The organism is Streptomyces armeniacus (genome assembly GCF_003355155.1).
In the GTDB taxonomy this organism is placed as follows: domain Bacteria; phylum Actinomycetota; class Actinomycetes; order Streptomycetales; family Streptomycetaceae; genus Streptomyces; species Streptomyces armeniacus.
The window spans coordinates 6322287-6337895 of record NZ_CP031320.1 but is presented as its reverse complement, the minus strand read 5'-3'; the positions used below and the strand labels follow the sequence as shown (position 1 = coordinate 6337895).

The 15609-nt window shown below is 73.0% G+C and carries 12 protein-coding genes; 9 read left to right on the top strand and 3 right to left on the bottom strand.

What is annotated here, in order from left to right; genetic code table 11:
• Nucleotides 1–21: 21 nt before the first annotated feature.
• From DVA86_RS27470 to DVA86_RS27445, 6 genes are all read left to right on the top strand, one after another.
• Complete coding sequence (locus DVA86_RS27470) at nt 22–1026, top strand: ABC transporter ATP-binding protein (RefSeq protein WP_245997243.1); 1005 nt, start codon at nt 22–24, stop codon at nt 1024–1026.
• Nucleotides 1027–1121: 95 nt separating this feature from the next.
• Nucleotides 1122–1571: a hypothetical protein gene (locus DVA86_RS27465; protein ID WP_245997242.1), complete on the top strand. Its 450-nt coding sequence runs from the start codon at nt 1122–1124 to the stop codon at nt 1569–1571.
• A 13-nt stretch (nt 1572–1584) separates the two neighbouring features.
• Nucleotides 1585–2400 (top strand): TlyA family RNA methyltransferase, encoded by an 816-nt coding sequence (locus tag DVA86_RS27460; protein ID WP_208885243.1) that lies wholly within the window; start codon nt 1585–1587, stop codon nt 2398–2400.
• Nucleotides 2397–3305, top strand: coding sequence for an NAD kinase (locus DVA86_RS27455; protein WP_208882321.1), 909 nt, complete (start codon nt 2397–2399; stop codon nt 3303–3305). The genes DVA86_RS27460 and DVA86_RS27455 overlap by 4 nt, the downstream gene beginning before the upstream one ends.
• Nucleotides 3306–3777: 472 nt before the next feature.
• On the top strand, nt 3778–5529 hold the full coding sequence (gene recN / locus DVA86_RS27450) for a DNA repair protein RecN (protein ID WP_208882320.1): 1752 nt from the start codon (nt 3778–3780) through the stop codon (nt 5527–5529).
• A 412-nt stretch (nt 5530–5941) separates the two neighbouring features.
• A complete protein-coding gene (locus DVA86_RS27445; RefSeq protein WP_425470937.1) occupies nt 5942–7264 on the top strand; it encodes a glycosyltransferase family 4 protein in 1323 nt (440 codons plus the stop codon).
• A gap of 79 nt (nt 7265–7343) precedes the next feature.
• On the opposite strand, the gene DVA86_RS27440 is transcribed toward DVA86_RS27445, so the two are convergent.
• Nucleotides 7344–8393, bottom strand: a complete 1050-nt coding sequence (locus tag DVA86_RS27440; protein WP_208882318.1) for a LacI family DNA-binding transcriptional regulator — start codon at nt 8391–8393, stop codon at nt 7344–7346.
• Nucleotides 8394–8503: 110 nt separating this feature from the next.
• Between DVA86_RS27440 and DVA86_RS27435 the strand changes: the two genes are divergently transcribed.
• Nucleotides 8504–9541 carry a glycoside hydrolase family 16 protein gene (locus DVA86_RS27435; protein ID WP_245997241.1) on the top strand — a complete coding sequence of 346 codons (1038 nt, stop codon included), beginning with the start codon at nt 8504–8506 and terminating at the stop codon, nt 9539–9541.
• Complete coding sequence (locus DVA86_RS27430; RefSeq protein ID WP_245997238.1) at nt 9538–10707, top strand: beta-1,3-glucanase family protein; 1170 nt, start codon at nt 9538–9540, stop codon at nt 10705–10707. Before DVA86_RS27435 ends, DVA86_RS27430 begins: the two co-directional genes overlap by 4 nt.
• 121 nt (nt 10708–10828) lie before the next feature.
• Here the strand turns inward: DVA86_RS27430 and DVA86_RS27425 are convergent, their stop codons facing one another.
• Nucleotides 10829–11869 carry an NAD(P)/FAD-dependent oxidoreductase gene (locus DVA86_RS27425; protein WP_208882316.1) on the bottom strand — a complete coding sequence of 347 codons (1041 nt, stop codon included), beginning with the start codon at nt 11867–11869 and terminating at the stop codon, nt 10829–10831.
• Nucleotides 11870–11921: 52 nt separating this feature from the next.
• Entirely contained in the window at nt 11922–13733 is a 1812-nt protein-coding gene (locus DVA86_RS27420; protein ID WP_208885238.1) for a glycoside hydrolase family 15 protein, read from the bottom strand.
• A gap of 331 nt (nt 13734–14064) precedes the next feature.
• Here DVA86_RS27420 and DVA86_RS27415 point away from each other — a divergent pair.
• A partial coding sequence (locus DVA86_RS27415; RefSeq protein WP_208882314.1) for a CTP synthase occupies nt 14065–15609 on the top strand: 1545 nt, incomplete at its 3' end.

Here is a 15609-nt window from a genome sequence, read left to right as displayed (position 1 = left end):
GGGACGAGCCGTAAGAGCGGGATGAACGGGAAGAGGGACGCGGAGATGGAGCACTCCGGCGACGCCGGAAGCGGCACCCGTACGGCGACCGAAACCGAGACCCGTACGGAGACGGGAACCGAGTCCCGTACAGGGGCGGGAATCGAGTCCCGTACGGAGACCGAAGCCGCGACCCGTACGGAGACCGAAGCTGCGCCCCGTACGGTGACCGGCAAGGGCTCCGGCGCGGGCGCCGGCACGCGGCTGGGCGGGGGCGGGCTGACCCTCGCGTACGACCAGCGCACCATCGCGCGGAACCTGGACGTCGCCGTCCCCGACGAGTCGTTCACCGTGATCGTCGGCCCGAACGCCTGCGGCAAATCCACCCTCCTCCGCGCCCTCTCCCGGATGCTGAAGCCCGCCGCCGGGACGGTGCTGCTGGACGGCACCGACATCCACACCCTGCCCGCGAAGCGGGTCGCCCGTACGCTCGGCCTGCTCCCGCAGTCGTCGATCGCGCCGGACGGCATCACCGTCGCGGACCTCGTGGCGCGGGGCCGCTACCCGCACCAGGGGCTGCTGCGGCAGTGGTCGCGCGACGACGAGCGGATCGTCACCGAGGCGATGACGTCCACGGGCGTCGCCGACCTGGCCGACCGCTTCGTGGAGGAACTCTCCGGCGGGCAGCGGCAGCGCGTGTGGATCGCCATGGCGCTCGCGCAGGAGACGCCGCTGCTGCTGCTGGACGAGCCGACGACGTACCTCGACATCGCGCACCAGATCGAGGTCCTCGACCTGTGCGCCGGGCTGCACGAGTCGGGCCGTACGGTGGTCGCCGTACTGCACGACCTCAACCACGCCGCGCGGTACGCCACCCACCTGATCGCGATGCGCGACGGCGCGATCGTCGCCGAGGGCGAGCCCGCCGAGGTGATGACCGCGGACCTGGTGGAGGAGGTCTTCGAGCTGCCCTGCCGCGTGATCGACGACCCCGAGTCCGGCACCCCGCTGGTGATCCCCGCGGCACGCGCCCGCGTACGCGCGTGACGCGTCCGGGCTGACACGCGTACGGCCTCGACCTCGGGTTCGGCACGGTGTCCCGGCGCCCCGCGCTGTCGGTGGCAGCGGGTAGCGTCGGGTGCATGAACGAGCCGATGCACGGCGCCGAGCCGGAGCAGTACGCGGAGACGGGCGCCGGGCCGTACCCGGCCGCCGTGGCCGAGGGCGGTCCGGCGGAGGACGGCGCACTGCCGGAGGACGACCGCGCCGCCGCCGCCGCCATGGAGCGCGGCGAAGACGCCGCCGCCGAGGGCACGGCAGGGGAGCCGGGCGAAGACGCCGCCGAAGACTCCGCTGCGGACACCGCCGGGGACACCGCCGAGGACTCCGTCCTCGATGGCCCCCGCCCCCTCGGCGTCGGGACGGAGCCCACGGGGCATCCTCCCGTGGACGCGCAGCTGAGGCGGCTGGAGGACGCGGACCACCTCGCCGTGTCGGGGCACCTGGAGGTGTACGAAGATGTGCACCGCGGCCTGCGCGACACGCTGACCGCGCTCGACCGGCACGACGACCGGCCCGACCCCAGGAGCTGAACCCCACGTGGCAGTGACCCGCCCGCAACGCAGGCGACTCGACGCGGAACTGGTGCGCCGCAAGCTGGCGCGCTCGCGCGAGCACGCCGGGCAGCTGATCGCCGCGGGCCGCGTGACCGTCGGCGGGGCGACCGCCACCAAGTCCGCCACCCAGGTCGAGACGAGCGCCGCCGTCGTCGTGCGCGCCGACGACAGCGACCCCGACTACGTCTCGCGCGGCGGACACAAACTCGCCGGTGCGCTGGCCGCGTTCCAGCCCCGCGGACTCGCCGTCGCCGGCCGCCGCGCGCTCGACGCGGGGGCGTCCACCGGGGGCTTTACGGACGTGCTGCTGCGGGCAGGCGCCGGCCACGTCGTGGCCGTCGACGTCGGCTACGGCCAGCTCGCCTGGTCGCTGCGCAGCGACCCGCGCGTGACCGTACGGGACCGCACCAACGTACGGGAGCTGGCCCCCGAAGACCTCGACGGCGAGCCCGCGGAGCTGGTCGTCGGCGACCTCTCGTTCATCCCGCTCGGCCTGGTGCTGCCCGCCCTGGTGCGGTGCTCGGCGCCGGACGCGGACCTGGTGCTGATGGTCAAGCCGCAGTTCGAGGTGGGCCGCGAACGGCTCGGCAGCGGCGGCGTGGTGCGCAGCGCCGCGCTCCGCGCCGAAGCGGTGAGCGCGGTCGCGGCGCGGGGCGCCGCGCTCGGCCTGGGCGTGCTCGGCGTGATCGCCAGCCCCCTCCCCGGGCCCTCCGGGAATGTCGAATACTTTCTGTGGCTGCGCGCCGGGGCGCCCGAACTCGACCCGGCTGATCTCGACCGAGCTGTGGCGGAGGGGCCGAAGTGACGACGACACAGACCGAGGGCCGTACGGTCTTCCTGCTCGCGCACACCGGACGGCCCGCCGCCATCCGCAGCGCCGAGCTGGTCGTGCAGGGACTGCTGCGCTGCGGCATCGGCGTACGCGTGCTGGGCGACGAGGCCACGGACCTGCCGCTGCCGGAAGCGGTGGAGACCGTCGAGGCGAAGCCGGACGTCCTGGACGGCTGCGAACTCCTCGTCGTCCTCGGCGGCGACGGCACGCTGCTGCGCGGCGCGGAGTTCGCGCGCGCCTCGGGCGTACCGATGCTCGGCGTCAACCTCGGCCGCGTCGGCTTCCTCGCCGAGGCCGAACGCGACGACCTGGACCGGGTCGTGGACCGCGTGGTGCGGCGCGCGTACGAGGTCGAGGAGCGCATGACGCTAGACGTGCTCGTACGGAACGACGGGCGGCTCGTCCACACCGACTGGGCGCTCAACGAGGCGTCCGTCGAGAAGGCCGCGCGCGAACGGATGCTCGAGGTCGTGACCGAGGTCGACGGGCGGCCCGTGTCCCGCTTCGGCGGCGACGGCGTGGTGTGCGCGACGCCCACCGGCTCGACCGCGTACGCCTTCTCGGCGGGCGGCCCGGTGGTGTGGCCCGAGGTCGAGGCCCTGCTGATGGTGCCGATCAGCGCGCACGCGCTGTTCGCCAAGCCGCTGGTGACCGCGCCCGACTCGGTGCTCGCGGTGGAGGTCCAGCCGCAGACGCCGCACGGCGTGCTGTGGTGCGACGGGCGGCGCAGCGTGGAGCTGTCGGCGGGGGCGCGGGTGGAGGTACGGCGGGGGGCCGTGCCGGTGCGGTTGGCGCGGCTGCATCACGCGTCGTTCACGGACCGGTTGGTCGCGAAGTTCGCGCTCCCCGTAGCCGGCTGGCGCGGCGCCTCGCCGTAACGCGCGCCCCCGCTTCCCGCACGGATACGCCTGGGCGTACCCCTCCCAAGCCCGTCCGGCGTTTGAGGACGGCCCGGAGCGGCCGCCGGGCGGTGGGTGGTCCGATGGGTGCGTGGGCACGCGGGGGCCCGTTGTGGCCGGGGGGCTGTCGTCATGCGTCGCACCCCCAAGCCCGTCCGGCGTTTGAGGACGGCCCGGAGCGGCCCCCCGGTCGGCGGGTGGTCCGATACGTGTGTGGCCACGCGCGGGTCCGTTGTGGCCGGGGGCCGTCCTCAATCGCCGGACGGGCTTGATTTGGCTGAGGTCTGCCCTCCAGCGCACCGGGCGGGCTGGATGGCATTGAGGCCCGCACGCCCCGTGCGCCGCACGGGCCGAAAGGCAGCCCGGGCGTGGGCGCGCCAAGCGGCCGGGTGCGGGATCGCGAAAGGGGTCCCGTGCAAGACCGGGGGTGGCTTTGCGCGGGGAACCTCGTATGGTCGTATCCGTGTTGGAGGAGATGCGGATCAGAGCCCTGGGCGTGATCGACGACGCGGTTGTCGAGCTCGCGCCCGGCTTCACCGCGGTGACCGGCGAGACCGGCGCGGGCAAGACCATGGTCGTGACCAGCCTCGGGCTGCTGCTCGGGGGGCGTGCCGACGCGGCGCTCGTACGGGCCGGGTCGAAGGCCGCCGTCGTCGAGGGGAGGATCGTCGTGCCGCCGGGTTCGCCGGCGGCCGTACGGGCCGAGGAGGCGGGCGCCGAGCTGGACGACGGCGCGCTGCTCGTCAGCCGTACGGTGTCGGCGGAGGGCCGTTCCCGAGCGCACCTGGGCGGCCGTTCCGCGCCCGTGGGGCTGCTGGCGGAGCTGAGTGACGACCTGGTGGCCGTGCACGGGCAGACGGACCAGCAGGGGCTGCTGCGCCCGGCGCGGCAGCGGCAGGCGCTGGACCGGTACGCGGGCGAGGCGGTGTCCGGCACGCTCGCGGCGTACTCGAAGGCGTACCAGCGGCTGCGTACGGTCACCGCCACCCTCGACGAGTTGACCACCCTCGCCCGCGAACGCGCGCAGGAGGCCGATCTGCTCCGCTACGGCCTCGACGAGATCGCCGCCGCCGAGCCCCAGCCCGGCGAGGACGCCGAACTGGCCGCCGAGGCCGAGCGGCTGGGCCACGCCGAGGCGCTGGCCTCCGCCGCGACCACCGCGCACAGCGCGCTGGCGGGCGACCCCGCCGACCAGTCGGGCCCGGAGGCCATGGACGCGTCGACGCTCGTCGTGGGCGCGCACCGGGCGCTGGAGGCCGTACGGTCGCACGACCCCGCGCTCGCCGCCCTGGCCGACCGGCTGAGCGAGGTGTCCATCCTGCTCTCCGACGTGGCGGGCGAACTCGCGGGCTACGCCGACAATCTGGACGCCGACCCGCTCCGGCTCGCCGCCGTCGAGGAGCGCCGTGCGGCGCTCGGGCAGCTCACGCGGAAGTACGGGGAGGACATCGGCGCGGTGCTGTCCTGGGCCGAGCAGGGCGCCGTACGGCTCGCCGAACTCGCCGGTGACGACGACCGTATCGGCGAGCTGACCGCTGAACGCGACACCCTCCGCGCCGAACTGGCCACGCTGGCGCAGCAGCTGACCGAGGCCCGTACGGACGCGGCGAAGCGGTTCGCGGACGCGGTCACCGAGGAGCTGTCCGAACTCGCCATGCCGCACGCCCGCGTCTCCTTCGAGCTGCGGCGCAGCGACGACCCGGGCGGGCTGGAAGTGGACGGCCGCACAGTGGCGTTCGGGCCGCACGGTACGGACGAGGTCGAGCTGCTGCTCGCCCCGCACCCCGGGGCGCAGGCGCGGCCGATCGCGAAGGGCGCGTCGGGCGGTGAGCTGTCCCGGGTGATGCTGGCCGTGGAGGTGGTGTTCGCGGGTTCGGACCCGGTACCGACGTACCTGTTCGACGAGGTGGACGCGGGCGTCGGCGGCAAGGCCGCGGTCGAGGTCGGCCGGCGGCTGGCGCGGCTCGCGAGGTCCGCGCAGGTGGTGGTGGTGACGCATCTGCCGCAGGTGGCGGCGTTCGCGGACCGGCACCTGGTGGTGGAGAAGACGGACGACGGGTCGGTGACCCGCAGCGGCGTGCAGGTCATGGAGGGCGAGGACCGCGTACGGGAGCTGTCCCGGATGCTCGCGGGCCAGGAGGACTCCAGCCTCGCCCGCGCGCATGCGGAGGAACTTCTCGCGACGGCCCGCGCGGCGGTCTGACCGGCGGAGGCCCGAGCCCGCCCAACTCCCCGCGCCCGTACGCGAACCCGCCACCCGGCGGCCGGGTGCGCCGCCCCCGCCGGCCGCGGTTAGGGTGTGACGCCCGGTCCCGGCGCGGGCGCTGCCGTACGGTGCACGGTGCGGACACCGTACGGTGCACGACTCGGCACCGTACGGTGCACGGTGTGTACGGGGACGCCGTACGGGGACGGGTCGCCTGTCCAGGGCCGGGCGGGGCCGGGGTCGCTCGCGCGGGTGATACGTGACGGGGGCGCGGCCCCTCCTGCCGCATCCTGTCGCACTCGTGGCCGGGACGCGGTGTCTCGACCATGTCACGGACTGGCATCCTGGGCGCAGCGCATCACGCCCCGGCGCACGCCCGTATCTCGCTACCCCCGGAGTCCGACCCGCTGTGAGCCGTACCCCCGATCCGCCTCCTCCTCCGCGCGGGCACGCGCCGGTGCACGTAGTGCAGGTGCTGTCCGGCGCACAGGGTGCGCCGGGCGCGCCGGGTACGCCCTTCGTGCCGGGTACGTCGTGCCGCCGGCGCCGCCTGGCGGCCACGGCGGGCGGCGGTGAGATCCCCTGCGCGAGCACCGGTGTGCACGTGCGTTCGCTCACGGAGGGCCTGGTGGCGCACGGACTGCGCGTCACGGTGTGCGCGCCGTACGGCGCGGAGCAGGCGTACGGGTTCACCGCCGCCGGCGCCCAACTCGCCGAAGTGGGCCACACGGCCGCGCACAGCGCTGCCGCCCAGCCCCCGTCCGTACCGCGGAACGCCGCCCTCGCGTCCCTCCCCGGGCCTCTGCACACGGACGCCGAAACCGTCCTCGCGCTCCGCCGCGCCTGCGCCGACGCCGACCTCGTGCATGCTCACGGTCTGCACGCCGGGCTGCTCGCCGCGATGGCGCTCGGCCGGCGGCGGCGCCACGTGCCGCTGGTCGTCACGTGGCACACCAGGGAGCACGCGTACGGCGCGCACCGCGGCCTCGTACGGCTGCTGGAACGGCGGGTGGCGCGGGCCGCCGGCGTCGTGCTCGGGGCGACCACCGACCTCGTGGACCTGGCGCGCCGCCGGGGCGCGCGCGACGCGCGGCTGGCGCCGGTGGCGCTGCCGTTCCCGGAGCCGCGGTCCGGGTCGTACGACCAGCTGTCCGCCGATCCGGACGCGGCGGCCAAGGTACGGGCGGAGATCGGCGCCGTCGACCGCCCGCTGCTGCTCGCGGTTGGCCGCCTCGACCCGCTCCAGGGCCACGGGACCGCGCTGACCGCCGCGCGCGCGTGGCGCGGGCTCGAGCCGCCGCCGCTGCTCGCCATCGCGGGGGAGGGGCCGCGCCGCGGCGTGCTGCAGGCGCGTATCGACGCGGAGGCGTTGCCCGTACGGCTGCTGGGGCGCCGGGACGACGCGTTCGACCTGCTGGCGGTGGCGGACATCGCGCTGCTCCCGGCACGTTGGGAGGCGCGTTCGCTGCTCGCCCAGGAGGCGCTGCGCGCGGGTGTGCCCCTGGTGGCGTCCGCCGTCGGCGGACTGCCCGAACTGGTCGGCGACGCGGGCCTGCTGGTGCCGTACGCGGACGCCGACGCGCTCGCCGCAGCCGTGACCGGCCTCCTGCGCGACCCCGGCCGCCGGGAGTCGCTCGCGACGGCGGGCCGCGCACGGGCGGCGCGGCTGCCGACGGAGGACGACACGGTGGCGCACGTGCTGAGCGTCTACGACGAGCTGCTGACGCGCTGAGAGAGCGCTGGCGGCGCTGAGCGGCGTCACGGACCCACGCCCGCCGTACCCCGCTGCCGCAACAGCCTTCGTACGGGCGTCAGCTCGACGCCCGTACGACCAGCCGCGCCGACGTCACCACCGACGCCGGCACCCCGTCGGCCCCGCGCGACTCCGGGGCCAGGCCCAGCCGCCGCATGAGCAGTTCGGCCATCATCCGGCCCATGCCCTCCACGTCCTGGCGGACGGTGGTGAGCGGCGGGTCGGCCCAGGCGGCGGGTTCCAGATCGTCGTAGCCGACGACCGCGACGTCCTCCGGCACCCGGCGGCCGTATGCCCGCAGCGTACGGATCGCGCCGGAGGCCATCAGGTCGGATCCGGCGAAGACGGCGTCCAGGTCGGGGGTGCGGTCGAGGAGTTCGGCCATGGCGCGTTCGCCGCCCTCGGCGGTGAAGCCGCCGTGTGCGACGAGTGCCGGGTCGGCCTCCATGACGTCGAGCGCGTCGCGGTAGCCGTGCAGCCGGTCCAGGGCGGAGGTCTGGTCGAGGGGGCCGGTGATGACGGCGATGCGTCTTCTGCCGCGTTCCAGGAGGTGTTCCACGGCCTGCCGGGCGCCGCCCCGGTTGTCGGTGTCGACATACAGCGGGCGCGGTTCCCGGTCGGCGCCGGGCCAGCCGGGGCGCCCGCCGAACACCGTGGGCAGCCCGGACTCGTTGGCCATCGCGGGCAGCGGGTCCTCTGTGTGCAGGGAGAACATCAGGGCGCCGTCGACGTGTCCGCCGGAGAGGTAGCGGCCGATCCGCTCGTAGTCCTTGCGCTGTTCGAGGAGCAGCAGCAGAAGCTGCATGTCGCGTTCCGACAACTCACGGCTGATGCCGCGCAGTTGCTGGGCGAAGAACGGGTCGGAGAAGACGCGGGTCTCCGGCTCGGCGATCACGACCGCCACGGCGCCGGTGCGGCGGGTGACGAGACTGCGGGCGGCGCTGTTGGGCACGTAGCCGAGCGCCTCCACGGACTGCTGGACCTTGTCACGGACCTCTGCCCGCACCCCCGCACCCCCGTTGACCACCCGCGACACGGTGGCGCGGGAGACCCCGGCATGTGCCGCGACGGCTTCGAGGGTGGGACGGGACCCGTGGCCACCGCTCACATCGAACTCCTTTTCCGTCGAGAGGGCTTGACGCTACTCCTCCTTCCCGGCACTGTGCATGGCCATGGCGTGAGAGCGCTCTCACACCCCCCACAATTGGAGCGCATGGCATGAGCATGAAAAATATGAGACGGCGCTGGCTGCTCGCAGCCGTTGCCACGGTCACCGCGTTCGGGGCGTACGCCCTGCCCGCCGCGAACGCCGGCGAGTCGGACTCCGGGAGCTCGAAGAGCTCGCAGTCCGCCCAGACGAAGGCCGGTGCGGACGGCAAGGACGCCAACGCGCTGGAAGAGGTCTGGCGCTCGGACTTCGAAGGCGACGCCGGATCGCTTCCGTCCGGTGACGACTGGATCATCGACAAGGGCCACGGCTACCCCGGCGGCCCGGACAACTGGGGCACCGGCGAGATCCAGGAGTACACCGACAACCCGGACAACCTCCAGCTCGACGGCGACGGCCATCTGAAGATCACGGCGCTGAAGAACGGCGACACGTGGACCTCGGGCCGTATCGAGTCGCAGCGCACCGACTTCGCCGCCCCCGAGGGCGGGAAGATGCGCATCGAGGCCAGCATCCAGATGCCGAACATCACCGGCGACGAGGCCCTCGGCTACTGGCCCGCCTTCTGGACGCTGGGCGGCGAGTACCGCGGCAACTACTGGAACTGGCCGGGCGTCGGCGAGTTCGACATCATGGAGAACGTCAACGGGATCAACTCCGTCTGGGGCGTGCTGCACTGCGGCGTCAACCCCGGCGGCCCGTGCAACGAGACCCAGGGCATCGGCAACTCCACCGAGTGCCCCGAGACCGCGTGCCAGGCCGGGTACCACACCTACGCGCTGGAGCTGGACCGTACCGGCGACACCGAAGCGCTGCGCTGGTACGTCGACGACAAGGAGTACCACTCCGTCACGTCCGCCGACATGGACGCGGAGACCTGGGCCAACGCCACCGACCACGGTCACTTCATCCTGCTGAACCTGGCGATGGGCGGTGCCTTCCCGGACGGTGTCGCGGGGCACGCCACGCCCACTGACGCCACCAAGCCGGGCGCTTCGATGATGGTCGACTACGTCGCCGTGTCCGTAGAGGGCGGACAGGGCGCGCAGAGCAAGGGTGCGAACAGCAAGGAGGGGACGGGCAAGTGATCTCGCGAAGGAAGTTCCTCGGCGGAGCCACGGCCGTGGCGGCGGCCACCGGACTCACACTGGCCGGCGGCCGTGCGATGGGCGGCTCCAACAGCGGTTCCGGCAGCGCGGCGGCGACGCTTCCGCTGAAGGTCGTGAACAACTCGGGCGCGTTCGACGATGCCTCGATCTTCCTCTACATCCTCGGTGAGGTGGACGGCCAGCGCGTACGGCTGACGCCCGAGGGTGAGGCGAAGCCCGTCGAGATCGGCGACAACGGCGAGGACGGCTTCACCGACTACGCGATACCGCTGTCCGACGCCGGCAGCCTCCAGCTGCCGTACATGGACGGCGGCCGGATCTACACCGGGCTCGGCGACAAGCTGAAGTTCAAGGCGGTCGAGGACGGCAACGGCAAGGCGGCGCTCGCCTACCCCGCGGGCTGGGTCGAGTCGGACCCGAACTTCCCGGTGCTGCACGACTGCGCCGAGTTCACGTTCAAGGACTCGGGCATGTACTGCAACACCACCGCGGTGGACATGTTCAGCGTGCCGCTCTCGATCACCCTCAAGGGCCAGAAGGAGCAGACGGCCGGCAAGCTCAAGGCGGGCGGCCGCGGGAAGGCGTTCGAGGCGCTGGCGGGCGGCGCGTTCGGCGACCTGATCGTCGAGGACAAGCGCATCATCGCGCCGAGCCACGGCATCGACCAGGGCAAGTTCCCGAGCGACTACCTCGACGCGTACATCGACGAGGTGTGGAGCGTCTACTCCTCGAAGGACCTGACCGTCACCACCAACCAGGGCGAGTTCAAGGGCCGGGTGAGCGGCAACACGCTCGGCTTCACGGGCCCCGGTGAGGTCACCATCGAGAAGCCGAGCACCCGTGACGTGCTGTTCTGCGACGGCGCCCTGGCCGCCCCGAACGACCAGCTCGGCGGGCCGGTCGCGGCCATCATCGGCGCCGCGCTGAACCGCACGACCCTGGCGGCCCTGGCGAACCAGCCCACCGACGACCCGAGCCAGTTCTACCAGGGCGACGCGGTGCACGAGTACGTCAAGGTCATGCACGAGATCAACGAGGACGGCAAGGCGTACGGCTTCGCCTTCGACGACGTGGCGGGCTTCGCCGCGTACATCGAGGACGGCGCTCCGACGGAGTTCACGCTGACGCTGGACCCGATGGAGTAAGGCGTGTGCGGGGGCACCATGAGCGGGGCGTACGGCGGCACCCACACGCCGCTGTACGTCCCGCGCCCGCGCGTACGGCCCCCTGCCGCCCGGTCCTCCCTCTGCCGCCCGGCCTGCGGTGTCAGTGGGCGCGCGGGCGGCAACGCCGCAGCTCGGGGGCCGGCCTGCCGGTCACGAGTTCGTCCGCGACGAGCCGTCCGACGGTGGGCGCCAGGGTGACGGCGGAGTGCATGACCGCGACGTAGACGGACCGGTCGGGTGTCACGTGGCCGATGAGGGGCCCGTGCGCGGGCATCGGGCGGCTGCCGGTGCGCCAGTCCACCAGGCGGCACCGGCCGCTGCCGCGGAATGCCGCCTTCAGGCGCTGGAGCGCGTCCCGGGCGGCCTGCGCCGACGCCGCCGCTGTGCCGTCGGCGTGCGGCACGACCAGCAGGAGTTCGCCGTCCCGTACCTCCCGGACCTCGAAGCCGGGGGTGGCCACGATGGTCTTGACCAGGCCGGGCGGTGCCGTGACCCGTGCGAGGGTGGCCGGAGAGGCGGCGACGGCCAGGTCGGCGTCCAGCGGCTCGCAGAGCCGGGGGACATCCGTTCCGGCCGTGAGTACGACGGTGCCGGCGGCGTGGAGCGCGGCCGGGGTCAGCACTCCCTCGACGCGCCCGTTGGCCATCTGCAGGGAAGTGACCGCGGTTCCGTGGAGCACGGTGGCTCCGTGGGTGCGGGCGGCTGCCACGAGTGCGCGGGTCAACGCCGCCGGGTCGACGCCCGCGTCGCTCGGGATGTGGGTGGCCTCGTCCGGTGGGTGCCGGAGGTTGGGCTCCAGGGCCGCGATGTCACCGGGCCCGACGCGGAACCGGCCCGGGAGCGGAGCCGAGTCCTCGGCCCTGGTGCCGGACCAGGACAGCGAGCCGGTCCAACGGACGCTGACGTGGGGGAGTTCGCCCTCCAGGCGCCGGTGGTCCGCCAGGACGTACTCGCGGAGGTCCTGCGCTCCACCGGGCCAGTCGCCTCCCGCGCCGCCGATCCAGGCGAAGGAGTTTCCCGTGACCCCGGTGGCCGGCGCGGGCCCCCGCTCCAGCAGGGTGACCGGGACGCCCCGGCGCGCCAAGTGGTAGGCCACGGAGGAGCCGACGATTCCCGCACCGACGACGACAACGCCCGACATGAGGTCCCTCCCGGCAGCCGGCTCCCGTGCTCAGGGCCGTGGAACCGGCGGTTCAGCCCCCGTACGCGCCCGAGGTCGTCAGCCGGAGCGCCGTGTCGATCAGCGGCACGTGGCTGAACGCCTGCGGGAAGTTCCCCACTTGGCGCTGCAGCCGCGGGTCCCACTCCTCCGCGAGCAGCCCGAGGTCGTTGCGGAGCGACAGCAGCTTCTCGAACAGCTTCCGCGCGTCGTCGACCCGGCCGATCATCGCCAGGTCGTCGGCGAGCCAGAACGAGCAGGCCAGGAACGCGCCCTCGTCGCCCTCGAGTCCGTCAACGCCCTGTTCCTCGCCCGCCGTCGGGTAGCGCAGCACGAACCCGTCCGGCGTCGACAGCTCCCGCTGAATGGCCTCCACCGTGCCGATGACGCGCTTGTCGTCCGGCGGCAGGAAGCCCATCTGCGGGATCAGCAGCAGGGAAGCGTCCAGCTCCTTGGAGCCGTAGGACTGAGTGAAGGTGTTCCGCTCCTTGTCGTAACCCTTCTCGCACACGCTGCGGTGGATCTCGTCGCGCAGCTTCTGCCACCGCTCCAGCGGCCCGTCGACCTCGCCGGACTCGATCAGCTTGACCGTACGGTCGACGGCCACCCACGCCATCACCTTGGAATGCACGAAGTGCCGGCGCGGGCCGCGCACCTCCCAGATGCCCTCGTCGGGCTCGTCCCAGTGCTTCTCCATGTAGCTGATCAGCTTCACCTGGAGGAGCGAGGCGTAGTCGTTCCGCGCGAGCCCGGTCATGTGGGCGAGGTGCAGCGCCTCGGTGACCTCGCCGTAGACGTCGAGCTGGAGCTGCCCGGCGGCGCCGTTGCCGATACGGACCGGGGTGGAGCCCTCGTAGCCCGGCAGCCAGAGCAGGTCGCGCTCGCCGAGGTCCCGTTCGCCCGCGATGCCGTACATGATCTGCAGGTGCTCCGGGTCGCCCGCCACCGCACGCAGCAGCCACTCGCGCCAGGCGCGCGCCTCCTCGTGGTAGCCGGTGCGCAGCAGCGAGGAGAGGGTGATCGCGGCGTCCCGCAGCCAGGTGAAGCGGTAGTCCCAGTTCCGGGAGCCGCCGATCTCCTCGGGCAGCGAGGTGGTGGGGGCGGCGACGATGCCGCCGGTCGGCGCGTACGTCAGCGCCTTGAGGGTGATCAGGGACCGTACGACGGCCTCGCGGTACGGCCCGTGGTACGTGCAGTGCTCGACCCACTCGCGCCAGAAGTCCTCGGTGAGGGTCAGCGCCGCCTCGGCGTCCGGCACCGGCGGCGGCTCCTTGTGCGAGGGCTGCCAGCTGATGGTGAGGGCGATCCGGTCGCCGGGGGCGACGGTGAAGTCGGAGTACGTGGTGAGGTCCTTGCCGTACGTCTCGGCCTCGGTGTCCACCCAGACCGAGTCCGGCCCGGCCACCGCGACCGTGCGCTGGTCGACCTTGTGCACCCACGGCACGACCCAGCCGTACGAGAACCGCATCCGCAGCGCCGAGCGCATCGGCACCCGGCCGCTGACGCCCTCCACGATCCGTACGAGCTGCGGGGCGTCGCTGCCGCGGGGCGGCATGAAATCAATCACACGGACGGTGCCCCGCGGAGTGTCCCATTCCGATTCCAGCACAAGGGAGTCCCCGCGGTACCGCCTGCGGTCTGCCGGGGGAGGCTCGCCACCCGTCGCGTGCGCGGGCCCGATCCGCCAGAAGCCGTGCTCCTCGGTGCCCAGCAGCCCCGCGAAAACGGCATGGGAGTCGAACCGGGGGAGGCAGAGCCAGTCAGCGGTGCCGTCCCGGCAGATCAGGGCAGCGGTCTGCATGTCCCCGATCAGTGCGTAATCCTCGATGCGCCCAGCCACGTGTATCTCCACTCAAACCTGCGGCTACGCCCCCCGTGGGACGCCCGAAACCTAACCCTGCCCGTCGGCGTATCCGTGCACGATACGTCGTGTTTCGCTGGACGGCTTCTGCGGCCGACCGGTTCCGCGCGAGCACCGCGGCTCGCGGCGATACGCCCGGGTACGTGCACCCACCATCGCTGATAGCCTGGTGGCCCGTGGACCGGTGGGGCAAGCGGTCTCCGTCCGCCGATGTCGAAACGGCAGCCCCCCGACCGCAGCGACGGCACCTCCGAGCAACGCCCCGGGCTGCCGGTGCGCACCTCACCTCGCGACCCACGGGAGCCCCGCTTTGGCCATGCCGATCCGAACGTCGTCGTCCTCCACGACCAAGCACCTCTTCGTCACGGGCGGTGTCGCCTCCTCCCTCGGCAAGGGGCTCACGGCCTCCAGCCTGGGCGCCCTGCTCAAGGCGCGCGGCCTGCGCGTCACGATGCAGAAGCTCGACCCGTATCTGAACGTGGACCCGGGCACCATGAACCCCTTCCAGCACGGCGAGGTCTTCGTCACCGACGACGGCGCCGAAACCGACCTGGACATCGGGCACTACGAACGCTTCCTCGACGTCAACCTCGACGGCTCCGCGAACGTCACCACCGGCCAGGTCTACTCCTCCGTCATCGCCAAGGAGCGCCGCGGCGACTACCTCGGCGACACCGTGCAGGTCATCCCGCACATCACCAACGAGATCAAGCACCGCGTCCGCCGCATGGCCACCGACGACGTCGACGTGGTGATCACCGAGGTCGGCGGCACCGTCGGGGACATCGAGTCGCTGCCCTTCCTGGAGGCCGTACGGCAGACGCGGCACGAGGTCGGCCGCGACAACGTCTTCGTCGTGCACATCTCCCTGCTGCCCTACATCGGCCCGTCCGGCGAGCTGAAGACCAAGCCCACCCAGCACTCGGTGGCCGCCCTCCGCAACATCGGCATCCAGCCCGACGCGATCGTGCTCCGCGCCGACCGCGAGGTGCCGGTGTCCATCAAGCACAAGATCTCCCTCATGTGCGACGTGGACGAGGCCGCCGTGGTCGCCGCCATCGACGCCAAGTCCATCTACGACATCCCCAAGGTGCTGCACGGCGAGGGCCTCGACGCGTACGTGGTGCGCCGCCTCGACCTGCCCTTCCGCGACGTCGACTGGACCCAGTGGGACGACCTGCTGCGCCGGGTGCACCAGCCGGACCACGACGTCACGGTCGCGCTCGTCGGCAAGTACATCGACCTGCCCGACGCGTACCTCTCGGTGACCGAGGCGATCAGGGCGGGCGGCTTCGCGAACAACGCGCGCGCCACCATCAAGTGGGTCACCTCCGACGACTGCCGCACCCCGGCCGGCGCCGAGAAGCAGCTCGCGGGCGCCGACGCCGTCTGCATCCCCGGCGGCTTCGGCGAGCGCGGCGTGGACGGCAAGCTGTCCGCCATCACGTACGCGCGTGAGAACGGCATCCCGCTGCTCGGCCTCTGCCTGGGCCTCCAGTGCATCGTCATCGAGGCCGCCCGCAACCTCGCGGGCATCGGCGGAGCGAACTCGACCGAGTTCGACCAGGCCGCCGAGGACCCGGTGATCTCCACCATGGAGGAGCAGCTCGACATCGTCGCGGGCGAGGGCGACATGGGCGGCTCGATGCGGCTCGGCCTGTACCCGGCGAAGCTCGCCGAGGGCTCGATCGTGCGCGACGTGTACGGCGGCGAGCAGTACGTCGAGGAGCGGCACCGGCACCGCTACGAGGTCAACAACGCGTACCGCTCCGAGCTGGAGAAGAAGGCCGGGCTGGTGTTCTCCGGCACCTCGCCGGACAACAAGCTCGTCGAGTACGTCGAATACCCTCGCGACGTGCAC

Bases quoted from the DNA above. Each gene is read 5' to 3' on its own strand.
- DVA86_RS27470 (WP_245997243.1), top strand. From the start codon at position 22: ATGAACGGGAAGAGGGACGCGGAGATGGAGCACTCCGGCGACGCCGGA.
- DVA86_RS27465 (WP_245997242.1), top strand. From the start codon at position 1,122: ATGAACGAGCCGATGCACGGCGCCGAGCCGGAGCAGTACGCGGAGACG.
- recN (WP_208882320.1), top strand. From the start codon at position 3,778: ATGGTCGTATCCGTGTTGGAGGAGATGCGGATCAGAGCCCTGGGCGTG.
- DVA86_RS27435 (WP_245997241.1), top strand. From the start codon at position 8,504: ATGAGCATGAAAAATATGAGACGGCGCTGGCTGCTCGCAGCCGTTGCC.
- DVA86_RS27425 (WP_208882316.1), bottom strand. From the start codon at position 11,869: ATGTCGGGCGTTGTCGTCGTCGGTGCGGGAATCGTCGGCTCCTCCGTG.